The sequence below is a fragment of the Yaniella halotolerans DSM 15476 genome (assembly GCF_000420805.1).
Classification (GTDB): domain Bacteria; phylum Actinomycetota; class Actinomycetes; order Actinomycetales; family Micrococcaceae; genus Yaniella; species Yaniella halotolerans.
In genome coordinates this window covers 102,799-123,635 of the sequence record NZ_ATVQ01000004.1, presented here as the reverse complement: position 1 = coordinate 123,635, position 20,837 = coordinate 102,799, and the positions used below count along the sequence as shown (strand labels likewise).

Sequence of the window (20,837 nt, the reverse complement as noted above, 5' to 3'; positions counted from 1 at the left end):
CGTGAGGTAGATCTCAAGGGGTGTTGACTAGGGAGATCGGCGTCAGTCGTCACGTATCGATCGCGAGACCGCGGTTGACTCGTCGAAACGCCGAACAGTCTCCTTGTCTGGCGACGGGCACTCTATTGAACAAAGCTGCTCAAAACGTCGGGCGGGGATGAAATCGTTGACAAGGCGTCGTGGCGCAGGCGTAGTCTGCATCTATGAGCAACCGGAAGATTGTGATCAAAAGGATCTACGACGACGCCCATGACTCTGATGGTCAGCGCGTGCTCGTCGACAGGATGTGGCCGCGCGGTGTAAGTAAAGAACGCGCCGAACTCAACCACTGGTTGAAAGATATTGCACCAAGTCCAGGTCTGCGAACGTGGTGGGACCATGATCCGCAACGTTTCCAGGAATTTGCGGACCGATATGAGCAAGAACTCTCAGATGAAGACCACACAGAGCAGGTCGATGAGCTGATTGAGATGGTGCATGATCATGCACGGGTCACCCTGCTCTATGCTGCCAAGGACGAGTCTGTTAACCACGCTCGTGTCCTCCAGGACTATTTGCGGAGGCACAGCTGATGGGCGATCCAGCCTGCTGGCTTGACCAATTATGCCCTGCTTGCGCGGCGATGCTTGAGGCCTCTGAGGCCGGCGCTTTGTCTGTCATCTGTTGGCGCTGTGGTGCCACGATACATCTCGGTGACCAAGGTCCGGTTGTGACACGTCGTCAAGACTAGTGGCGTCGTCAGGCGAAGAATCGCACTGCGCTCGCAGTGGTAGTGTTTTGTGTTCTCGTCCCGCACCAAGGTGACTTGACTGTGACTGCAGTCACTCGATATATTTGCTGCAACGCTGTTGCGTACAAGGCAACATGTTGAATTTCCAACCATCCTGTCACCGGGCCCTGCCTGGAAGCATTCACCCTTTGTGTAGGGGAGTCAAGGAGAACACATGTCTTCAGTCTTTCTCGAAGACCTCGATGCGGAAACGTATGCAGAGTATCTGAGTCAGCCAGCATCCACCGTCATTATTCCCACGGGCGCGACCGAGCAACACGGGCCACACATGCCACTGGGCGTTGACGCGATGTTGTCGACTGACATTGCCGCGGAGGTCGCGCAGCAGCTTGGTGCGCTTGTGGCACCTGTTTTTTCGTATGGGTATAAATCGCAGCCACGATCCGGTGGCGGCGACCATCGAGTCGGGACGACGAGTTTGAGTGCAACGACTCTGATGAGCCTGGTGGAGGATGTTGCCGGTTCATTCCTGCGCCAAGGATTTAAGAATGTCGTAGTACTCAACGGCCACTTCGAAAACTACCAGTTCATTTACGAGGGTCTGGACCTAGCAGTGAAGCAAGCTCGTGATACCGGGCTCAATAGCCGCGGTGTGCTGATGTCGTACTGGGATTTTGTGGATGAGGAAACCCTGCACAAGGTTTTCCCAGATGGTTTCTTGGGCTGGGATATTGAGCACGGCGGAGTGCTGGAAACTTCCTTGATGCTGCATCTACATCCAGAGCAGGTCGAGATGGACCGAGTCATTGATCACCCGCCGGCTGAGCTGACCTCCTACGATATTTTCCCCGAGGATCCGTCGCGTACCCCCGCTAGTGGATGCTTGTCCTCAGCCGTGGATGCCAGCCCAGAAAAGGGCAGAATGCTCTTAGAAGCTGTTTGTGGTGCGGTATCTGATGCGCTGGCAAAAGAATTGAAGATGACGGTAGCAGCAGGAGGGGCGCGTTAGCTATGGCAAAAACAGAAAAGGCCTCGACGGAGCCCAAGACGCAGTACGCTGGGCAGCAGCCCGCAGACGGTGAGCAAAAAGCCCCTGTAGAGGTACCGCGGTTCATGGGGCGTCAGATTCCGCCGCTTGATCGACTGCTCATCACTATCATCCCACCGGTGTTGATTGTGGTTGCCGTCATCTGGGTTATTGCTGACTCGCAGGGAGCAGCTGATGCTATTGGAGCACTGAGAACCTTCGTCACCGGTGAGTTCACCTGGCTCTTTGTGCTGTATTCACTCATTGCTTTGGCTGTTTGTATTTGGGCGGCCTTTAGCAAATTTGGCAAAGTTCGCCTCGGCGGCCCGAAGGCGAAGCCACTCCACGGTCGATTTGCCTGGTATTCGATGCTCTTCGCCTGTGGGCAAGGAATCGGCTTGATCTTTTGGTCCGTGGCAGAGCCGATCATGCTGCGGGAGGAAAATCCCGTTATTCCTGCAATGCCCGCCGGCGGCGGTGAAGAAGGTGCCATCGTATGGACCTACTTCCACTGGGGACTCACCGCCTGGGCGATGTACTGCGTGGTCGCGCTGTGCCTGGCCTATTCCCACCACAACCTCGGTAAGACACTGACATTCCGTGAAGCAACGGTTGATATCCTGCCCAAGAAGGCGCAGCGTCCTGCTGGAGTTGTCGTAGAGCTTCTGGCCATTATGGCCACCGTCCTTGGGCTGGCCACCTCGTTCGGGTTCGCGGCCATGCAATTCGGTTCTGGCGTTACCTCGTTTACCGGCATTGAGTCTGGACCGGCCATGTGGATGATCGTCATCGGCGCATTCGCAGCCGTGACGGGTATTTCTGCATTCATTGGGATTAATAAGGGTATGGCGCGACTCTCAGGCTTGAACTCCATCCTGAGCATTGTGCTAGTCGTGGCCGTCTTCGTGTTCGGCCCGACAATCTATATGATCTCGACGCTGACGCAGACCTTCGGAAGTTTCGGACAGAACTTTATTTCCATGAGCTTCTTTACCGACTTCCCGCTCGCCGCATCCTCGCTAGAGACTTGGCAAGACAGCTGGAACGGCTGGTGGACGGTATTTATCTGGTGCTGGGTTATTGCCTTCTCGCCGTTCGTCGCAGGCTTCGTGGCGCGTATTTCTCGCGGACGTACTATTCGCGACTTCGTGATCGGTGTGACCGTCGTGCCATCCCTGATCGTTATGGTCTGGGTCGGCATTCTTGGTGCTGCCGCCGTCTATTACGACGATCAAACTGATCGATCGATTAGTGAACAGGTTGCCGCCGATACCTCAAGTGGTTTGTTTGCCATGTTGGAGCAGGTGCCGTTCGTTGGTACCGTCCTGCTGATTGTGGCAACGATCCTGGTCGCCACTTATTACATCACTTCGTTGGACTCTGGTACGTATGCGCTGGGTGAGTTCGTAACCGCACCGCGGAAGTCCAGTCCATTCTTCCGTGTAGTGCTCGTGTTGAGTATCGGTACGGTTGCTACCGTCCTGCTGGCCATCGGGGGTGAGGCTGTGGTCGATACGGTGCAAACAGGGACGATTATCGGCGCCTTCCCATTCTCGTTTGTCATTTTGTTGATGATCGCGAACTTCGTGCGACGACTGAAGAAGCGCAATAAAGAGATTCGTCGTATGGAACGCGCCGTTAATGATCCAGACCCTGAGCGAGTGTTGGTGCCCAACCCTGATGGCGAAGGCTTCACGGAGCCTTCTCCTGAGGCGACCACTGTGGCATCGCGACCTCCTGGCACCGATGATGCTCAGTGATATAGCTGCTCGATATGCCTAGTGTCGAGTAATACAAAGTGGGCGTAGCCATGTAGGTGGCTGCGCCCACTTTTTTGCGTTGACAAGGCCTAATGTGGGCCGTCAAAAGTCATCAAAAGATTCCTGACATTTGGCCTTGACAGTGAAGTGACTCACATCTATTCTGAATGCAACAGCGTTGCAAAGATCACAACTATGTTGTCGCAACCTCCTATGTACGAAACCCACATCAAAGCAGTCCGAAGTCTCGGACTGACCAAAACCTCAAAGGAGAGCCCCATGGCTAACGTCACAAACATCAGCGAACTCGAGCGTCTGAAGACCCTACACAATGGCACCAAGCAGCCTCTGACTTTCTCAGATGCAGAATTTGAACGTCGTCTGAGCGGCCTGCGTTCAATCATGTCCGAAAAGGGCCTCGACGCTGTCATTCTGACGAGCTATCAGGGCATTAAGTACTACTCGGACTACCTGTTCACCTACTTCGGTCGCCAGTACGCGCTGGTGGTTACGCAGAACGATTCGGTTTCTGTAACCGCCAACATCGACGCCGGTATGCCATGGCGCACCAGCTACGGCGACAACATCGTCTACACCGACTGGCGCCGCGACAACTTCTACTACGGCCTCCAAGAAGCACTGAACCGCCAGGGCATCAAGGCCAAGCGCATTGGCGTTGAAGACGATACCGTAACCACCATGCAGCGCAAAGCACTTGCCGATACCTTCTCGGATGCGGAACTTGTAGATGTTTCGCAGGCTGCGATGCGTCAGCGCATGATCAAGTCCCAAGAAGAAATCGAAGTTATTAAACAGGGTGCCCGTATCGGCGACATCGGTGGCGAAGCCATCCACGCTGCCATTCGCGAAGGCATCACCGAGTACGAAGTTGCACTCATTGGTCAGGAAGCCATGGTGCACGAAATTGCCAAGACTTTCCCAGATCAAGAAGTTCGCGACACCTGGGTATGGTTCCAGTCGGGCATCAACACCGACGGTGCACATAACTGGGCCACCACCCGCAAACTGCAGCGCGGTGACCTGCTGTCCCTGAACTGCTTCCCAATGACCTCCGGATACTACACCGCACTGGAGCGCACCCTGACCCTTGGTGAACCAGACGCTCGCACCCTGGAAATCTGGAAGGCCAACGTTGAAGTCCACGAGGCCGGCATCGAACTGATCAAACCAGGCGCAGTCTGCAAGGACATCGCACACGAACTCAACGACATCTTCATCGGCCACGGCCTGCTGCCAAACCGTACCTTCGGTTATGGCCACTCCTTCGGCGTCCTGTCGCACTACTACGGCCGCGAAGCCGGTCTGGAACTGCGCGAAGACATCGACACCGTCCTGGAACCAGGCATGGTTGTCTCCATGGAGCCAATGGTCACCGTCATGGACGGCGAACCAGGCGCTGGCGGCTACCGCGAACACGACATCCTCGTGGTCGGCGAAGACGGTGCAGAGAATATTACCAAGTTCCCATACGGCCCAGGCCACAACATCATCGATGCATAACCAACAGTCGCGGTTAGGCACGAATCTTGTCTGATCCACACGCATCGTGTGAAAACGAAACCCCGAGCAGAAGATTCTGCTCGGGGTTTCGTGGTCCTCAAGGCGGTCGAGGAAAATTCCCTGGCCGCCCTCCAAAAGGCCGGTTTTTATATCCGGCGTCGTTGCCAGTAGGTTACAAGGACCAAAATGAGCGTTGACGATAAAACACCAATCAGGGTCATGGCCATAGCTTCAGCACGCTGGCCCTGATCGAAGACATTCATAATCCATGGCGACAGCAACTGCATGTCCGCAGGTCGAATCAGCGAGGACATCACCAGCTCACGAAACCCAATCAGCAGAGCCAAAAGCCATCCGGCGATGATGCCGGGCAGCATCAGTGGTAGCTGGACGCGACGAAAAATATGCCATGTACTTGCTCCTGCTACCGATGCTGCCTCGAGGACTGTAGGTGAGACCGCACTTGCCGAGGTTTTGATATTTTGCGTCACCATGGGCAAGAAAAGACCGGCGTAGCCCAGTATGAGAACCCAGCCGGTACCATACGGGGTGATCGGCAGCCACGGTGCATTCCACAGCAAAATGAAGCCGACGGCCATGACGATTCCTGGAACGGTATCAGGTGCAATGGCTAAGAAATCCGTTGTTCGTGCAGTCTTTTTGGGATTTCTCAAGGTCAGTAAGGTGACCGCCAGTCCCAACAGCACCGCCAGCGTCGCACCGGCGAACCCTAAGAACGCTGAATTGGTGAGGGCTTCTTGAGCGGAGCTCTTGCTGAGGACAATACCAAAATAGTCGAAGGTAAGGTTGTCTAAACCGGGCGGCTCAGAACGTAATATCGTCATCGAGCCAAGGACGATAGAAAAGTATGGAATCAGCACTGACACCATGAAGATGCCTGCGACCACAAGCCATGCACCAATTTTTCCTCTGGCCTGTAACGCGACCGTGTAGAGCCGCGATACCCGGCCACCTGACGTGAGGTCCTTTCGCGAAACCCATTGCTGCAGTCCCCAAATGAGGACCCCTAGGGTAAACAGCACGCTCGACGTCGCCGCTGCTTGCGAAAAGCTCAATGGTGAAACGGTCACATCCTGATGGATGGACGATACAAGCACTTGATACCCAATGGCATTTCCTAGCGTGACGGGGGTGCCAAACTCGCCAGCCGAGCGGATGAACACGATCAGTACCCCGAGTGAATATGGTCCCACAAGCATGGGGACAATGATGCTCCGTGCCCGGTGCCAAGGCGAGGCGCCCACCACCGAGGCCATTTCAAGCGTGGAAGCCGGAAGGGTACTCAACGCGGTACGGAGAATGAGATACAGGAAAGTAAATTGCTCACACGCCATGATGAGTGCCATGCCCCAGACTGAATAAATGAAGTCATGGCCAAACTGGCCGACAGTATCGCCAAAAAGCATACTGGCCACACCTCCCAGGCGGGTGAAGTCCATCCACGCCATGGAGGCTGCAAAGGGCGGGGTCATGAACGGGACCATGACGACGACATCAATCCATGAATGCCGCCGCAAGGAGGTCCAACTCATCAACAGCGCAAGCGGTGCTGCTAGCAGTGTGGCAAAAAGAACTACCAACAATGACAGCCACACGGTGTTGCCGACAACCCGTAGCATTCCCGGTTCGATCAACGACGCTAACGCCGCAGGTTCATCACGATACCCAAAGACAGCCGTGAGCAGGACTGACAGCAAAGGTGCTGCAACGAGTACCAAGAGACTCAGGAGCAGGGCGTAGGTACGCCAAGTTGGGGTGGAGCTGCGGACTTTGGTCGCGGTCACGGGTGTTCCTTTACAAGAAGGTAGGCACCACAGGCCAAGCTGTGGTGCCTACCAAATGGGTCGAAAATTAGTTCAGATACCGTTGCACGAATTCGTCGGTGACGCCTTCGGAACTCTCAACGATTTCGTTCCAATCCGTGGCGAGCTGATCGATTTCTTCAAACTGTGGTCCAGCCTGTGCCGGAACATCTTCGCGTCCTGGGATCATATTTCGTTGCGCAGATACTTCCTGGCCTTGAGCCGAGAACATGAAATCTGCAAACGCTTGTGCAGCTTCGGCATTGTCGGAGGATTCCAAGATCATCAAGGGGCGTGGCGTCACGGTTGTGCCTGACTCGGGAATAACAACTTCGAGTGCTTCGCCCTCATCTTTGGCTGAGTAGGCGGAGTAATCTACACCGCCAAACACCACGGCCTTGGAACCTGCTGTAACGGTGTCTAGTGCTGGACCATTGGCGCCTTGGACCACCATGCCGTTTTCAAAGAGGTTATCGAAGAGTTTCCAAGTTTCTTCTTCGCCCTGCTGTGCCACCATCGCGGTGATCAAATCTGCGGCTGTTCCAGATTCACGTGGATCTGGCATGATCACTTGATCTTTATATTCTTGGTCCGCGAGGTCAGACCAGTCGGAAGGCATGGCGTCGGTAGCGTTGGTATTGACGACAAGTGCTAACGCTGAGCCATCCCGTCCAATAAATTCATCAGTGGACCATCCTTCGTGGACCTGATCCGAGCCTTCCGGACTATATGGAGCCAGGGTGCCGGCCGAGGATTGTTCGGTGGCGGCATCCCAGGAGGCCATATACACAAGGTCTGCTTGCGGATTGGCTTCTTCAGCTTTTAACCTCGCGGTGATTTTCCCAGTGGTATCTGCATAAACGTTCACTTTGACGTCGGTTTTTTCTTCGAATGCTGCAACGAGATCATCGGTGAGACCCTGTGGGTTCGCGGAATAGTAAGAGATTTCTCCACTCAGGCCATCCGGTGCTTCCCAAGCCTGTGTTGATTCGGTACCCCCGGCTGAGTTCTGGTCTCTTGATGAAGATGCTACGGAGCCACAGGATGCCAACGCGAGGGCTCCGATTAGCATGCTGGCTGACAAGGTGATGCGCTTATTGCTGAGCATAGATGTTCTTCTTTCGAGTAGATGGTGTTGAAGAGTTGATGCGTAAACCTACGGTTGTGCCGATTTCAAGCTGCTGTCGTGTTCGCACTAGCCATGGTCGAGGAGCCTGTTCGACATCGCAATAAATTTCGAAGGCTCCGCCGATGTATTGCACGTCGATGACAGTTCCTCGCAGCGTGGCATACGGATCGAGTTCCACGTATTCTGGACGGACTGAAGTGCCGTCGGGCAGCGTATTGACTGTTCCGATAAAGTTTTGGACAAATGGATCAGCGGGATGGTCATAGATTTCCACCGGGGTGGCAAATTGGCGGACGTTTCCGGCTTCCATGACGATCACTCTGTCGGACATCGCAAGTGCTTCGGCTTGGTCGTGCGTTACATAGACAACGGTTAGGCCTAAACCTCGTGCTAACGCCGTTAACTCCGAGCGGATCTGGACGCGCAGTGCTGCGTCGAGAGCGGACAACGGTTCGTCCATAAGCAGTACTTTTGGATTAGACACAATGGCTCGAGCTATGGCCACGCGTTGCTGCTGGCCCCCAGAAAGCTGGTTGGGTCTGCTGTCGGCCTTGTCGCTGATACCGACTTTTTGTAACGCTTCAAGAACCAGCCGAGACCGTTCTGCAGCGGAGAATTTTTGCTTGCCGGTGGTCAACGGGAACTCTACGTTCGCGGCCACCGTCATGTGCGGCCACAACGCCAAGTCCTGGAACACCATGGAAAGGCCGCGCCGGTTCGGTGGTTTATTGATCCGCTTAGAAGAGTTGAAGACCTCGTGGTCACCAAAACGTACGATGCCTTCGTCTGGCGTCTCAAGACCAGCGATGCATCGCAACATGGTGGACTTACCGCAACCTGATGGCCCCAGAAGGGAAACAAACTCACCGGGGTTAATCCGGACCGATGTGGAATGTAGCCCGGCATTGTTGCCGAACTCGCGGCGTATATTCGTCAGTTCAAGACCTACCGGTTCAGATGCAGGCCTATTCATCATTGGCCGCCTGAACAGGGTGAAGTCTCGTGTCGGAAAACGCGTGGACAAGGCCGAGGCAACGGAAGAAAAATGTTTAAATGCACGAGTTTCAACCGTAGGGGCGCTGTGTTATCTAAGCGTCCCCACGAGGTGAACGACTCCTGAACGTAGGCCGAATTGGTGTGGTTGCAGGTGTGACCTTGGCTACAAGACTGGCACGGCCGTGAAAGGTGTCACGCTGCGGTTAGGGGTTCCAATCAGGTGCGGCCGCAATCAATTGCTGTGTATAGGGATGAGACGGCGCGTGCATAATCTGCTGGGCCGTTCCCGTTTCTACAAGTTCGCCCTGGGTCATCACAGCAATCCGGTCAGACATGTGTTCAACCACCGCCAAATCGTGGGTTATGAAGAGATAGCTGGTCCGGGTTTCAAGCTGAAGCCGGTCAAGCAAATCCAACACGGTGGCTTGAACGGAAACATCGAGGGCTGAGACCGGCTCATCCAAAACTAAAATATCTGGTGTAGGCGCCAACGCTCGGGCGATCGCCAGGCGCTGTCGCTGGCCACCGGAGAGCTCTCTTGGACTACGGGACAGCAGACTACTGTTCAGCTCAACCAGATCCAGCAGTTCCCGTGCACGTTTGAGGTACTGCCGGGAGCGTGATGTCGTTCCGTCAGATAGGGCATTGATGAGGATCTGCGATGTCGTATAGCGGGGATCAAAAGACGCCAGTGGGTCCTGGTAAATTGCCCCGAGCCGATCCCGCAGATCGCGGCGTTCGGATTCCTTTGCGGGAGCGAAGTGCTGACCGAAAATGCGAACGCTTCCCTGGTCAGGGCGTTCCAACCCGAGAATCATTCTTGCGGTCGTGGTCTTGCCCGAACCAGATTCACCAACTAGTCCCAGCGTGGAGCCCTGTGGCACGGACAATGAAACACCAAAGACCGCGGCGTGGTCGCCAAAAGCTTTCGATAACCCGTGGACTTCAATAGCCGAGATATCGGATGGTTCTCTGACATCGACCGGGTCTTTGAAGTTTTCAAACGTGGCGGTTGTATCGTCAAACGTTGCCACCTGACTCAGCGGGGCAAAACGTGCAACACCGCGGGGAATCGCAGCGAGCAACTGTTTGGTGTAGTCGTGCTGCGGGTCGGACAGCAGTTGTTTGGTTGGCCCCGACTCCACAATTTCTCCATGACGCATCACGATGATGTCATCGGCCACCTGCGCGATTTGGGCGAGATCATGCGAGATCATCGCAAACGCAATGCCGCGGTCTTTCAGCTCGGCGAGCTGGTCCAGCACCATGCGTGTCAATCGGGTATCTAACGCTGTGGTGGCTTCATCGGCAACCACGACAGCAGGATTCTTAATCATCGCTTGTGCAATGAGCGCGCGTTGCCGCATTCCGCCGGACAATTCAGGGCTTCGCTGATCAGCACGCAGGATCGGGGCGGGCATCTCTACAGCGTGTAGAGCCTCAACGGCGGCTCGTTTTCGATGCTTCCGTGACCCAGGGAGCGCATCAGCAATTTCGCGGTGAATCGGACGCAGGGGGTCCAAACTGTTCAGCGCGTCTTGCAGAATCATCGCGACCTTGGTGCCGCGGATTGCACGCCATTGCTTTTCCGTCAGCCGGGTGGCATCGGTGCCTAAAATATTGAGGGTATCCGCCGTGACATGTCCACCGGTGAGCCCTAAGAGACTGCGCGCGGTGACAGACTTTCCCGAACCCGATTCACCGACGATACCTAAGGCTTTGCCACGGGTCAGCGTGAGCGAAATATTCTTGACCGCTTCGACACGTGTTTTGTCGGGACCGGTGAACGTCACCGAAAGGTTTTGGATTTCAACGGCGGGTGTGTTCATATCCGGCTCCGGGTTGCGGTTCGGCCCAGCAGGGTTGCTCCTGCGGCGATGGTGACAATGGCTGCACCCGGGAACACCGTGAGCCACCAGGCGAAATGGAGGTAGGTGCGCCCGTTGGCCAACATGGCACCCCATTCTGGTGCCGGCGGGGGAGTCCCCAACCCCAGGAAGGATAATGCCGACGCCCAAATAACTGCTTGGCCGATGCCCAGTGTGATGAGTGCCAACAGGGTGGACAGGGTATTGGGGATGAGGTGGTTCCGGATTTTATGCCATCGTGAATGGCCCAACACGGTGGCGGCGTCGAACATTTCGGAGTTGACCAGGGTGCGCAGGTGGGTTCTGATCAGCCGGGAGTAGCCCGGAGCGGTGGATAACCCAACGGCGATGATTGCCGGGGTGGTGCCAGGCCCGGTGAAAGCGATGATCAATAGGGCCATGAGTAACGCTGGAATCGCGTACAGCACCTCGAGGAGCCGGAGAATCATGGAGTCGATCCACCGCGGCCCAAACGCTGTCATGACACCCAGCAGAATCGCAATCCCCATGCCCAAAGCCGTCGCGGCGAGCCCTATCGTCAACGAATCAGCGGTCCCATGCACCACACGGGTATATACATCGCGGCCGGACTCATCGGTACCAAACGGATGCTGGAGCGAGGGCGTTTGGAATGCCTCGGAAGGGTTGACGGCCAGAGGGTCCCCGGGCGCCAGAAGCGACGGAAACAACGCGGCGATAAAGATGAGGCCGACGAAGAGCCCCGCGAAGATTCTTGCGGTGCGGCTCATACATCATGACCTCGGGCAGCAGCGGGATTAATGATGGCTTCGACAGCTTCCACAAGCAACATGACGACCATATAAATCAACGCTGAAAATAGTGCGATACCGGTGACCATTGGCATGTCGCGCGAGAGGACTGCGCCCAAGAGCGACCGGCCCAGTCCCGGTCTGGCAAAGACTTCTTCAACGACCACGGCACCGGAGATGGAGGTTGCCACAGCCCAACCGGTGAGATTCAGAGCCGGCAGTGCAGCATGGCGGAATCCGTGGCGGAAAAATACTTGTCCCTCGGAGGCGCCGCGAGCGCGCGCAGCTAGAGCGAACGGCGAACTCATGGCGGTGACCAAACTGTCTCGCATCAGTTGTGCAAGGAACCCAGCCAGCGGGATGGCCAGGGTCAGCGCCGGCAGAATGATCCCTTGGACTGTTCCGGTATCCACGGCGGGTAACCATCCCAGCCACGTGGAAAAGATAATGATAAGCATGGCGCCCAACCAGAAGTGCGGTACGGCCGCGGCCACCACTTCGATCACGGTGCCCATGGCTTGGCCGAGCCGACTCGAACGGGCGGCTATGGCAGCCATGAGAAATGCGATGAGCCACGCAATCGCCAACGAAATCAGCGTGAGCTGCAGGGTCGCCGGCAACATCTCGGCCATGATCTGGGCAACAGGCCGCTGCTGAGCATAAGAGGTTCCCAAATCACCAGTGATCAACTGTCCCAGGTACAACACATATTGCACCAGGATCGGTTCGTTGAGATGATACTGCTCGCGTGCAGTTTCTAATGCTTCGGCTGAAGCCTGGGAGCCGGGCCCTCCCATAATGGCCTCTGCTGGATCGCCCGGAATCATCCGGATGGCGATAAAAATGACGGTGGCCACGACCCACAGCAAAAATGCTGCGGCGCCGACCCGGCGTGCCAACCAACTTGCCATGCGCATAAGTTACTGATCAAGCCATACGTTGTAGTATTCCGGAGCCGCAATGGCTGAGGTCTCGCCCATGTTCTGGACCTCGGCGGAGTACAGGAAATGGTTTTGCTGATCATAGAGCGGCAGAACGTAGTAGCCCTCCAACACGGTTTGCTGTGCCTGCTCGTAGAGCTCGGCCCGCTCGTCCTCATCCGTGGTCTCTTCGGCTTGGACCAGTGTCTCATCCAATTCGGGGATATCTACCTGGGCGTTATTGGCAAAATAGCCGGAAGGAGCTGGTTCGATGGAGTCGGAGTGGTACAAGATACGCAATACCGAGGGCCCGACCTTGGTGTACGGGGCAGAGACCAAATCGTAATTGTGTTCGCTGAGCTCGGCGTACCAGCTGGACAGATCCAGCAGATTGATCTGCATGTCAAAGCCGACTTCGGAAGCCTGGGCCTGGAACTGTTCGAATAGCGACTGCTCTGCGGGTACCGACTGGTTGGTCGACACCGGCATCACGATTTCGAGGCGCTCGCCGTCCTTCATGCGGACGTCGTCGTCATCGCGCTCGGTCCAACCGGCCTCGTCCAGCAGCTCATTGGCTTGCTCAACATCTTGACTAAACAGGGAGTCATCAGAGTAACCGAGTGGCTCAACCGAGGACAACAATGAATGTGAGCGGGGAGCGGTATCGAAGTACAGGGCCTCGATGCCGCCGTCAACGTCCACGGAGCGCATGAAGGCTTCCCGAACCGCCGCGTCATCGAATGGAGCTTGCGATGAATTGAGCTCGAGCCGGTTTGATGCGCCTGGACGCGGTGCATCCAAGTGGCCAATGTTCGCGTCTTCGGCAGACTGGATGGTGTCGGGTTGAGCGTTGTCGATGACGTCGACTTCACCTGACTGCAGTGCGGCATACCGGGTGGCAGCTTCTGGAATCATACGCCAGGTAATGCCTTCGAGGTAGGCCTGAGCGTTTTCGCGGTCAGACTCCACCGGCAGGACGTAGTCGTCATTGCGTACCAGATTGATCTGTTGCTCACGCTCCCAGGAATCCACCATGAACGGTCCGGTACCAACTGGATCAGCACAATTCTCCTGGACATCACGGTCCAGGGCTTCGGGGGACTGGATGGCAGTCCAGTGCATGGATAACGATTCTTCCAGCGCGTTATCCGGTGCCGACAGATGCAGGTCAGCGGTCAGCTCGTCAACAATTTCGATCTCTTCGACTTTTTCTACGGCAAGGAAGCCGGTTGAAGACGCGGTCTCCGGGTCCTGGAGGTGTTCGATATTGGCTTTGATCGCTTCAGAGGTGAGCGGTGTGCCATCGTGGAAGGTAATGCCATCGGTGACGCTGATCGTGTGCGTCAGTCCGTCGTCGGAAACTTCGGAGGTGTCGGCCAACCAGGGGATGGTTTCGCCGTCCTCGTCTTTTGTAAACAACGTTTCCAGGTACTGTGTGGCGATCAGACCCTGCGGGTAGTTGCCACCGTAGTGGGGGTCAAGGCAATCCGGTTCGGCATCGCCGGATGCGTAGGTGAGTGTGCCGCCGGATTGTGGTTCTCCGGTTGCTTCGCCGTCGGCCGAGTCAGTATTGCCACAGCCAGCGAGCGCGAGGCCACCGATTACCGCGGTGGCCAGAATCTTCAGATGTGATGAGAGTTTTGGCATAGCGATAACTCTACGACGAGGCATGCCGTCACGCCGCTATACGTTGTCACATCTGGACCTATTTCGGTACCTGCGAAAATTTAGCTCTTTGCCGTCACACCGGGGTCACGGGGAGCAAACTACTATGCAGATTCTGAGCCCGACATTAGGCTGGCTAGATGGCAACAACTGATCTGACTCAAGAAACTTTCCAAGAGACTATCGAAGGCAACGACATTGTGCTCGTTGACTGGTGGGCCGACTGGTGTGGACCCTGCAAAATGTTTGCACCGGTCTATGACGAAGTCTCTCAGCAGCACGACGACATTGTGTTCGGCAAAATTGATACCGAAGACCAGCAGCAGTTGGCTGCAGCCGCCGGTATTTCGTCGATTCCAACCCTGATGGCATTCCGTGAGAACGTTCTCGTCTTCTCACAGCCGGGGGCAATTAATGCCCAGCAGCTGGATCAGCTGATCGAGCAGGTTCGTGGTTTGGATATGGAAGACGTGCACAAGCAGGTTGAGGAAGCCCGCCAACAGGCCGAGCAGAACCCCAACTAACGATCTCGAAAATCGGTAGCCGCTAAACGCGGTCCGAAACGCGAAAAGCGGATCCCCGAGGCATAGATAAGCCTGACGAGACGTTGACGATGGCCACGCCAGGGCTCGAGTAATTCGAGCATCCCTGCGTCGTCTGTCCGTCGACCGGTCAGTGCTTCGCCGATGTGGTGGGCTAGGTGAAAATCACCGACCGACACCAAATCAGCAGCCCCGTGGGTCCGCTGAAGTGTTTCGGCGACCGTCCACGGGCCAACGCCGGGCAACGACAACAGGCCCGTAGAGATCTCCTCGAGCGGCTTCGTTGCTAACCGCTCCAGTGCCGTGGCTCGAGAGGCCACAGTTTTCAACGTTCGTGCCAAAAACGGTTGGACCCAGCCGGCATGCCACTGCCACGACTGAATCTGCAGAATCGACTCTGGGTGTGGAGCAATCTTGGGTGCTGGTTCACCAGCGGGGGAGGGCTGCCCAAACGTATCGGCTAACCACCGCCAGGTCGCTCTGGCCTGTCGCTGCGTGACTTTTTGTTCCAAAACTACGGTGTAGAGTTCATCGATCAACTGGCCCGTCGACATCAATCGCATACCGGGGTTGTGCCGCCGTGCCGCCACGACCGACGGTGGTAGCAGATGCGCGGTGGCTTCCAAGAGCTCATCAAATGCAGCCCAACCGGCCAGAGCGGCTTCATCAATACCCAAGAGCAGCGGCATCCGCTTCATCACGGCTTCTCGTGCTGCAACATCGCCATTCGCCCAGATGTGGTAGTGAATCTCAGCTGGCGCCACCGTTGTTTTGGGGTGGGCAATCGCCACGGTGACGGGTCCGGTTGTGGTCCGCTGAAACGACAACCATGTCAGACCACTACCGCTCGCTGCGGTCGGATCACCTGCACCACGGACCAGTGGTGCAGCATTGGCAGCAACGTCCACGGGAACGGAAGGTAGCAGCACGCCAGAATAATCTGGTGGCTGTGTAAACTTCATGGCGATTTATAACCTCCCGAACACATCGAAATTGCTACAGAGGGTAGCGTGGACCCTATGAGCGAAAAACAGCCTACGTCAGTCACGCCCAAGTACGCAGATACGATCCTGGATTTGATCGGGAACACCCCGCTGGTCAAACTCAACTCCATTGGAGCTGAAGTGAAACCTACCATCCTGGTGAAATGTGAATTCATGAACCCGGGCGGATCCATCAAAGACCGTATTGCATTAAAGATGATCGAGCGAGCCGAAGCTGAAGGCAAATTGACCACCGGCGGTACCGTCGTGGAACCGACCTCCGGTAACACCGGGGTTGGATTGGCCATGGTCGCGCAGCAAAAGGGCTACCGCTCGGTGTTCATCACCCCGGATAAGGTCGCCCAAGAAAAACGCGATGTGCTCAAAGCGTACGGGGCCGACGTCGTAGTATCGGAAAGTTCCGTTGCTCCAGATTCCCCGAACTCATATTACGGCATCACCAATCAGCTGGAAGAGGCCATTGACGGCGCCTACCAGCCAAACCAGTTCTTCAACTCTGCGGCACCAGAGTCCCACTATGAATCCACTGGTCCAGAGATCTGGGAAGATACCGCCGGGCAGCTAACCCACGTGGTGATCGGTGCCGGCACCGGTGGCACGATGACAGGAACCGGCCGGTACCTCCATGAAGTGTCAGCCGACCGCGCATCAGGCCCCGTCAAAGTCGTCGTCGCAGACCCATCGGGCTCCGTGTACTCCGGAGGCAAAGGCCGCCCATACTTTGTTGAAGGTGTGGGGGAAGACATGTGGCCTGGGAACTATGACCCAGAAGTCCCAGACTCAATCCACGCTGTGACCGATGCCGAAGCATTCCATTACGCACGTCGTCTGGCAGCAGAAGAAGGCATTCTGGCCGGTGGCTCTTCGGGTATGGCCATTGCCGGTGCGCTTAAAGAAGCAGAGCATCTGACCGAAGACGATCTCATGGTGGTTATCCTGCCCGACTCGGGCCGTGGCTACCTGGGCAAAATCTTCTCTGAAACCTGGATGCAGACCCACGGTTTTGATATCGACGCACCAGCTCCCGTTGCCCCGCAACGCATTGGTACCGCCTACCTCGATGGGACCGACCCCGCAGCGGAAGATACTTCGACGACACCGACTGATATTGCCGGTCTGGCCGATCAGGTTGGCGAACTGGTGGACAATAAGGCTGCCTGGTTGCCCGGTTCACTACCGGAGGTCGTCGTTGCACTGCTCGATTCGCCGGTCAAGGACGCGATTTCGACGATGAATCGCTATGGCATTGATGCGGTTCCAGTTGTTGGAGGAGTACAAGACCAATACCGGATTGGTGAAGTCCGCGGAGCCGTTACCGTTGCCGGTTTGATGCAACAATTGGTCTCCGGTGCCATCACTGCCGAGACCGTGCTGTCCGATGTTCAGTTGGCCGCATTGCCGATGGTGGGCGTCCAGACCCCGGTTGGCGACGTGAAAACTGTGCTCGAAGATGCACCGGCAGCACTGGTTACCCGAGACGGAAATATCGCCGGCATCGTTTCGGCCCACGACCTATTGATGCACCTGATCGACAACTAAGACCAGTCCAGGAGACTTCCATGACGTTTATTGATAAACACAACTCAGGGTTCAACACGCGCGCAATTCACTCGGGACAAGATCTCGACCCAGTCTATGGCGCCGTGGTCCCTCCGATTCATCTGTCGTCGACCTACGCCCCAGAGGCGATCGGCAAACTTCGCAAAGGCTACGACTATGGACGCGGGACGAACCCAACCCGTGACGCTTTACAGAACCAGATCGCAGCCCTAGAAACCGGCAACGCCGAAACCGGTTTTGCCTACACCTTCTCATCCGGTCTGGCCGCAGAAACAGCATTGTTGATGGCGGCGTGCGAACCTGGTGATCGCGTGATCGTAGGTAACGACGTGTACGGCGGAACCTACCGACTCCTCGACAAGGTATTGCGTCCTTGGAAACTCGAACACCAGGTCGTGGATATGTCCAACCTGGATCAGGTGCGCGACGCACTATCCGCGGGCAAAGCTCGTATGCTGTGGGTCGAAACACCAACCAACCCGATGATGCATGTTGCCGATATCGCAGCCCTGGCTGAATTGGCACGCGAATTCGACGCCTTGCTCGTTGTCGACAACACGTTTGCCACTCCTTATCTCCAGCTGCCACTCCAGTTGGGTGCAGACGTCGTCGTCCACTCCACAACCAAGTACATGGGTGGTCACTCCGACACCATTGGTGGTGCGGTGGTCACCGAGAACGAAGAAATCGCCCAAGCGGTCAACTTCCAGCAGTTTGCGGCAGGGGCCTCGAATTCGCCTCTGGATTCTTACCTGGTCACGCGCGGTCTGAAGACCCTTGGTGTACGCATGGACCGTCACGTGTCCAATGCCACAGCTATTGCCCACTGGCTGTCTGACCACCCCGGTGTTGAAGCAGTTCACTACCCAGGTTTAGAAAACCACCCCGGTCATGAGATTGCCAAGAAGCAAATGTCTGGTTTCGGCGGTATGGTTTCGGTGCAGTTCAAAGCAGGAGTTGAGGCAACTCGCAAAGTTGCCGAGTCAACCCATGTTTTCCGACTCGCAGAGTCACTCGGTGGCGTTGAATCGTTGCTGAATTACCCAACTGCCATGACGCACGCATCGGTGGCTGACACTGAATTGGCGGTACCGGAAAACTTGATTCGACTCTCGGTGGGCATCGAAGATGCCGATGACCTCATCGGTGACCTCGACCAAGCATTGAAGAGCCTCTAAGCTCGCACCGATTATACGATTAGCCGGATTTGGCCTAGACTAGAAGAGTTCAGCCAGATCCGGCTTCTTCCTTTAACTTCTACTCCAGTCAATGGGACTGTTGAGTGTGCGTAGCGTGATTGCAAGGAATACATCCGGATCCTTCAAACACCTTACGAAACCTTAGGAAGTCTTCTTGACCGATAAATCTTCGCTGCCCGAAACCGAAATCTCATTTGCTTCGCTGAATCTTGCTGATCCTGTGAACGCAGCAATTGAAAAACTCGGCTATGAAACCCCTTCACCGATTCAGGCCCGCACCATTCCGCTGCTTCTCGAAGGTCGCGACGTTGTAGGCCTTGCACAAACCGGTACCGGGAAAACCGCAGCTTTTGCGCTGCCGGTTCTTTCGAAACTTGCCGAAGCAGACCAAAAATACAAATCACCACAGGTGCTTGTACTCGCTCCAACTCGTGAACTCGCCCTGCAGGTCGCCGAGGCATTCAACTCTTATGCAGCTAACGTGCCTTCGGTATCGGTTGTGCCGGTCTATGGTGGATCATCATACGGCCCACAGCTTGCGGGCCTCCGCCGTGGTGCAGCCATCGTCGTTGGCACGCCGGGGCGCGTCATTGACCACCTGGAACGCGGTTCCCTTGATCTGAGCGACCTCAAATACTTGGTCCTCGACGAAGCCGACGAAATGCTTCGCATGGGCTTTGCTGAAGACGTCGACCGCATCTTGTCTTCAGCTCCAGAGAAAAAACAAACCGCATTGTTCTCAGCAACGATGCCAAAAGCCATCCAACGTATCACCGGTGACTACCTCAAAGACCCGGTCCAGGTGCACGTTGATGGCCAGTCCAAGCCAGCACAGAACATTCGCCAGCGGTACTTGCAGGTCGCGCAACCATGGAAGCTCGAAGCCATGACCCGCCTGTTGGAAACCGAAGACACCGACGGCATCATTGCGTTCGTGCGTACACGCAACATGACCGAGGAGCTCACCACGAAGTTGAAGGCGCGCGGTTTTACTGCAGCGGCTATCTCCGGTGATATCCCGCAGAATATTCGTGAAAAGACCGTCGAAGATCTTCGCCACGGCCGCATCGATATCTTGGTCGCCACAGACGTTGCAGCCCGTGGACTCGACGTAGAACGCATCAGCCACGTCGTCAACTACGACATTCCACACGACACCTCTTCCTACGTACACCGCATTGGTCGTACCGGTCGTGCCGGCCGTCAAGGGGATGCCATCTTGTTGATGACACCACGTGAACGGTACCTGCTGCGTTCTATTGAAAAAGCTACCAAGCAGCCGGTTGAAGAGATGCAGCTACCGACACTAGATGAAGTAAACGCTTCTCGTCGGGCCGCCTTCTCAGAAAACATTACCCAGACCATGGCAGCTCACGCTGAAGACACAGAACTGACAGTTTACCGCGACCTGGTTTCGAACTATATCGACGAACACAATGTGGCAGCCGTAGACATTGCGGCAGCGCTGGCTCTGATGGTGCAAGACGGTCGTCCACTCGAGGCCAAAGAGCCAGACCTACCACCACTGAACTTGCGCGGCCGTCGTAAAGAACAGGGTGCTGAGCGCAGCAGCCGACCAAAACGCGCCACCAAAGAAGGCCATGCGACCTACTGGATTGCTGTTGGCCACAAGGACCGCGTCAAGCCGGGGAACATCGTTGGTGCAATCGCCAATGAAGGCAACCTGGACATTTCTGAAATCGGCGACATCACGATCCGTCCGACATTCTCGTTGGTGGAACTGCCAGAGCAGTTGTCAGGCAAACAGGAAAATGCACTCAAGAACGCTGTCGTCGCTGGACGCAAACTGAACTTACGTTTGGACCGTGGTGCGCCGCAGTCGTCCTTCGCGTCGCGTGGCTCTCACGGGGGCGGTTTTGACTCCCCAGAGCGTGGTCAAAAGAAGAAGCAACGGTGGTCGAAAGCCAAGAAACGTCAAGAACAACAGTACTAACGTGCTGCTTAGGTGACGTTGCTCATAAACGAGTAAAGCGATTTTGCCTTTCGATCATTTGTTGGTAAAGTCTTATCTCGTTGCCCCGATAGCTCAGTGGTAGAGCGCCATCTTGGTAAGATGGAGGTCCCGGGATCGATTCCCGGTCGGGGCTCTGATCGAAATAGCCTGCGAGCTTCGCAGGCTATTTTTATCCAAGACCAGTTTGACTGGCATGGCTGTGTAGCTCAGTTGGTGAGAGCGCACGACTCATAATCGTGAGGTCCCCGGTTCAAGTCCGGGCACAGCTACCACGAGACTCCCTTGCAATAGCAGGGGAGTTTTGCTTTTCTTAGGTGATGCTTGCCTCCTGAAAAACTGCTTTAGTGT

At 55.9% G+C, this 20,837-nt stretch carries 16 protein-coding genes and 2 tRNA genes; 10 read left to right on the top strand and 8 right to left on the bottom strand.

Annotated features, from left to right (window positions below):
- The first annotated feature begins 203 nt into the window (after positions 1-203).
- The 4 genes from G583_RS0112290 (at position 204) to G583_RS0112275 (ending at position 5,038) form a co-directional block, all read left to right on the top strand.
- Positions 204-572 carry a DUF488 domain-containing protein gene (locus G583_RS0112290; protein WP_022871479.1) on the top strand — a complete coding sequence of 123 codons (369 nt, stop codon included), beginning with the start codon at positions 204-206 and terminating at the stop codon, positions 570-572.
- A gap of 372 nt (positions 573-944) precedes the next feature.
- Positions 945-1,739 carry a creatininase gene (locus G583_RS0112285; RefSeq protein ID WP_022871478.1) on the top strand — a complete coding sequence of 265 codons (795 nt, stop codon included), beginning with the start codon at positions 945-947 and terminating at the stop codon, positions 1,737-1,739.
- A 2-nt stretch (positions 1,740-1,741) separates the two neighbouring features.
- Positions 1,742-3,517: a BCCT family transporter gene (locus G583_RS15920; protein WP_022871477.1), complete on the top strand. Its 1,776-nt coding sequence runs from the start codon at positions 1,742-1,744 to the stop codon at positions 3,515-3,517.
- Between the two features lie 279 nt (positions 3,518-3,796).
- Entirely contained in the window at positions 3,797-5,038 is a 1,242-nt protein-coding gene (locus G583_RS0112275) for an aminopeptidase P family protein (RefSeq protein WP_022871476.1), read from the top strand.
- A 146-nt stretch (positions 5,039-5,184) separates the two neighbouring features.
- Here G583_RS0112275 and G583_RS0112270 read toward each other — a convergent pair whose 3' ends face one another.
- The 7 genes from G583_RS0112270 to G583_RS0112240 form a co-directional block, all read right to left on the bottom strand.
- On the bottom strand, positions 5,185-6,843 hold the full coding sequence (locus G583_RS0112270) for an ABC transporter permease (protein WP_022871475.1): 1,659 nt from the start codon (positions 6,841-6,843) through the stop codon (positions 5,185-5,187).
- 67 nt (positions 6,844-6,910) lie between these two features.
- The gene (locus tag G583_RS0112265) at positions 6,911-7,969 is read right to left on the bottom strand and encodes an ABC transporter substrate-binding protein (RefSeq protein ID WP_022871474.1); all 1,059 of its coding nucleotides are present in this window, start codon (positions 7,967-7,969) and stop codon (positions 6,911-6,913) included.
- Positions 7,956-8,966 carry an ABC transporter ATP-binding protein gene (locus G583_RS15915; protein WP_022871473.1) on the bottom strand — a complete coding sequence of 337 codons (1,011 nt, stop codon included), beginning with the start codon at positions 8,964-8,966 and terminating at the stop codon, positions 7,956-7,958. The genes G583_RS0112265 and G583_RS15915 overlap by 14 nt, the downstream gene beginning before the upstream one ends.
- A gap of 223 nt (positions 8,967-9,189) precedes the next feature.
- Positions 9,190-10,815: an ATP-binding cassette domain-containing protein gene (locus G583_RS15910; protein WP_022871472.1), complete on the bottom strand. Its 1,626-nt coding sequence runs from the start codon at positions 10,813-10,815 to the stop codon at positions 9,190-9,192.
- Entirely contained in the window at positions 10,812-11,603 is a 792-nt protein-coding gene (locus G583_RS0112250; protein WP_022871471.1) for an ABC transporter permease, read from the bottom strand. Before G583_RS0112250 ends, G583_RS15910 begins: the two co-directional genes overlap by 4 nt.
- Entirely contained in the window at positions 11,600-12,535 is a 936-nt protein-coding gene (locus G583_RS0112245) for an ABC transporter permease (RefSeq protein WP_245540629.1), read from the bottom strand. The genes G583_RS0112250 and G583_RS0112245 overlap by 4 nt, the downstream gene beginning before the upstream one ends.
- A gap of 9 nt (positions 12,536-12,544) precedes the next feature.
- Positions 12,545-14,191, bottom strand: a complete 1,647-nt coding sequence (locus G583_RS0112240; protein ID WP_022871469.1) for an ABC transporter substrate-binding protein — start codon at positions 14,189-14,191, stop codon at positions 12,545-12,547.
- Between the two features lie 158 nt (positions 14,192-14,349).
- On the opposite strand from G583_RS0112240, the gene trxA reads away from it, so the two are divergent.
- On the top strand, positions 14,350-14,733 hold the full coding sequence (gene trxA / locus G583_RS0112235) for a thioredoxin (protein ID WP_022871468.1): 384 nt from the start codon (positions 14,350-14,352) through the stop codon (positions 14,731-14,733).
- On the opposite strand, the gene G583_RS0112230 is transcribed toward trxA, so the two are convergent.
- On the bottom strand, positions 14,730-15,713 hold the full coding sequence (locus tag G583_RS0112230) for a DNA-3-methyladenine glycosylase family protein (RefSeq protein WP_022871467.1): 984 nt from the start codon (positions 15,711-15,713) through the stop codon (positions 14,730-14,732). The two genes, trxA and G583_RS0112230, sit on opposite strands and share 4 nt — an antisense overlap.
- A 57-nt stretch (positions 15,714-15,770) precedes the next feature.
- On the opposite strand from G583_RS0112230, the gene G583_RS0112225 reads away from it, so the two are divergent.
- From G583_RS0112225 to G583_RS0112205, 5 genes are all read left to right on the top strand, one after another.
- A complete protein-coding gene (locus G583_RS0112225; RefSeq protein ID WP_022871466.1) occupies positions 15,771-17,294 on the top strand; it encodes a pyridoxal-phosphate dependent enzyme in 1,524 nt (507 codons plus the stop codon).
- A gap of 20 nt (positions 17,295-17,314) precedes the next feature.
- Positions 17,315-18,493: a cystathionine gamma-synthase gene (locus G583_RS0112220; RefSeq protein WP_022871465.1), complete on the top strand. Its 1,179-nt coding sequence runs from the start codon at positions 17,315-17,317 to the stop codon at positions 18,491-18,493.
- Positions 18,494-18,668: 175 nt separating this feature from the next.
- On the top strand, positions 18,669-20,468 hold the full coding sequence (locus tag G583_RS15905; protein ID WP_022871464.1) for a DEAD/DEAH box helicase: 1,800 nt from the start codon (positions 18,669-18,671) through the stop codon (positions 20,466-20,468).
- Between the two features lie 82 nt (positions 20,469-20,550).
- Positions 20,551-20,622: transfer RNA gene (locus G583_RS0112210), tRNA-Thr, on the top strand.
- A gap of 62 nt (positions 20,623-20,684) precedes the next feature.
- Positions 20,685-20,761, top strand: a tRNA-Met gene (locus G583_RS0112205).
- The last annotated feature ends 76 nt before the right edge of the window (positions 20,762-20,837 follow it).

Bases quoted from the DNA above. Each gene is read 5' to 3' on its own strand.
- G583_RS0112290 (WP_022871479.1), top strand. From the start codon at position 204: ATGAGCAACCGGAAGATTGTGATCAAAAGGATCTACGACGACGCCCAT.
- G583_RS0112285 (WP_022871478.1), top strand. From the start codon at position 945: ATGTCTTCAGTCTTTCTCGAAGACCTCGATGCGGAAACGTATGCAGAG.
- G583_RS15920 (WP_022871477.1), top strand. From the start codon at position 1,742: ATGGCAAAAACAGAAAAGGCCTCGACGGAGCCCAAGACGCAGTACGCT.
- G583_RS0112275 (WP_022871476.1), top strand. From the start codon at position 3,797: ATGGCTAACGTCACAAACATCAGCGAACTCGAGCGTCTGAAGACCCTA.
- G583_RS0112265 (WP_022871474.1), bottom strand. From the start codon at position 7,969: ATGCTCAGCAATAAGCGCATCACCTTGTCAGCCAGCATGCTAATCGGA.
- G583_RS15915 (WP_022871473.1), bottom strand. From the start codon at position 8,966: ATGATGAATAGGCCTGCATCTGAACCGGTAGGTCTTGAACTGACGAAT.
- G583_RS15910 (WP_022871472.1), bottom strand. From the start codon at position 10,815: ATGAACACACCCGCCGTTGAAATCCAAAACCTTTCGGTGACGTTCACC.
- G583_RS0112250 (WP_022871471.1), bottom strand. From the start codon at position 11,603: ATGAGCCGCACCGCAAGAATCTTCGCGGGGCTCTTCGTCGGCCTCATC.
- G583_RS0112245 (WP_245540629.1), bottom strand. From the start codon at position 12,535: ATGGCAAGTTGGTTGGCACGCCGGGTCGGCGCCGCAGCATTTTTGCTG.
- G583_RS0112240 (WP_022871469.1), bottom strand. From the start codon at position 14,191: ATGCCAAAACTCTCATCACATCTGAAGATTCTGGCCACCGCGGTAATC.
- trxA (WP_022871468.1), top strand. From the start codon at position 14,350: ATGGCAACAACTGATCTGACTCAAGAAACTTTCCAAGAGACTATCGAA.
- G583_RS0112230 (WP_022871467.1), bottom strand. From the start codon at position 15,713: ATGAAGTTTACACAGCCACCAGATTATTCTGGCGTGCTGCTACCTTCC.
- G583_RS0112225 (WP_022871466.1), top strand. From the start codon at position 15,771: ATGAGCGAAAAACAGCCTACGTCAGTCACGCCCAAGTACGCAGATACG.
- G583_RS0112220 (WP_022871465.1), top strand. From the start codon at position 17,315: ATGACGTTTATTGATAAACACAACTCAGGGTTCAACACGCGCGCAATT.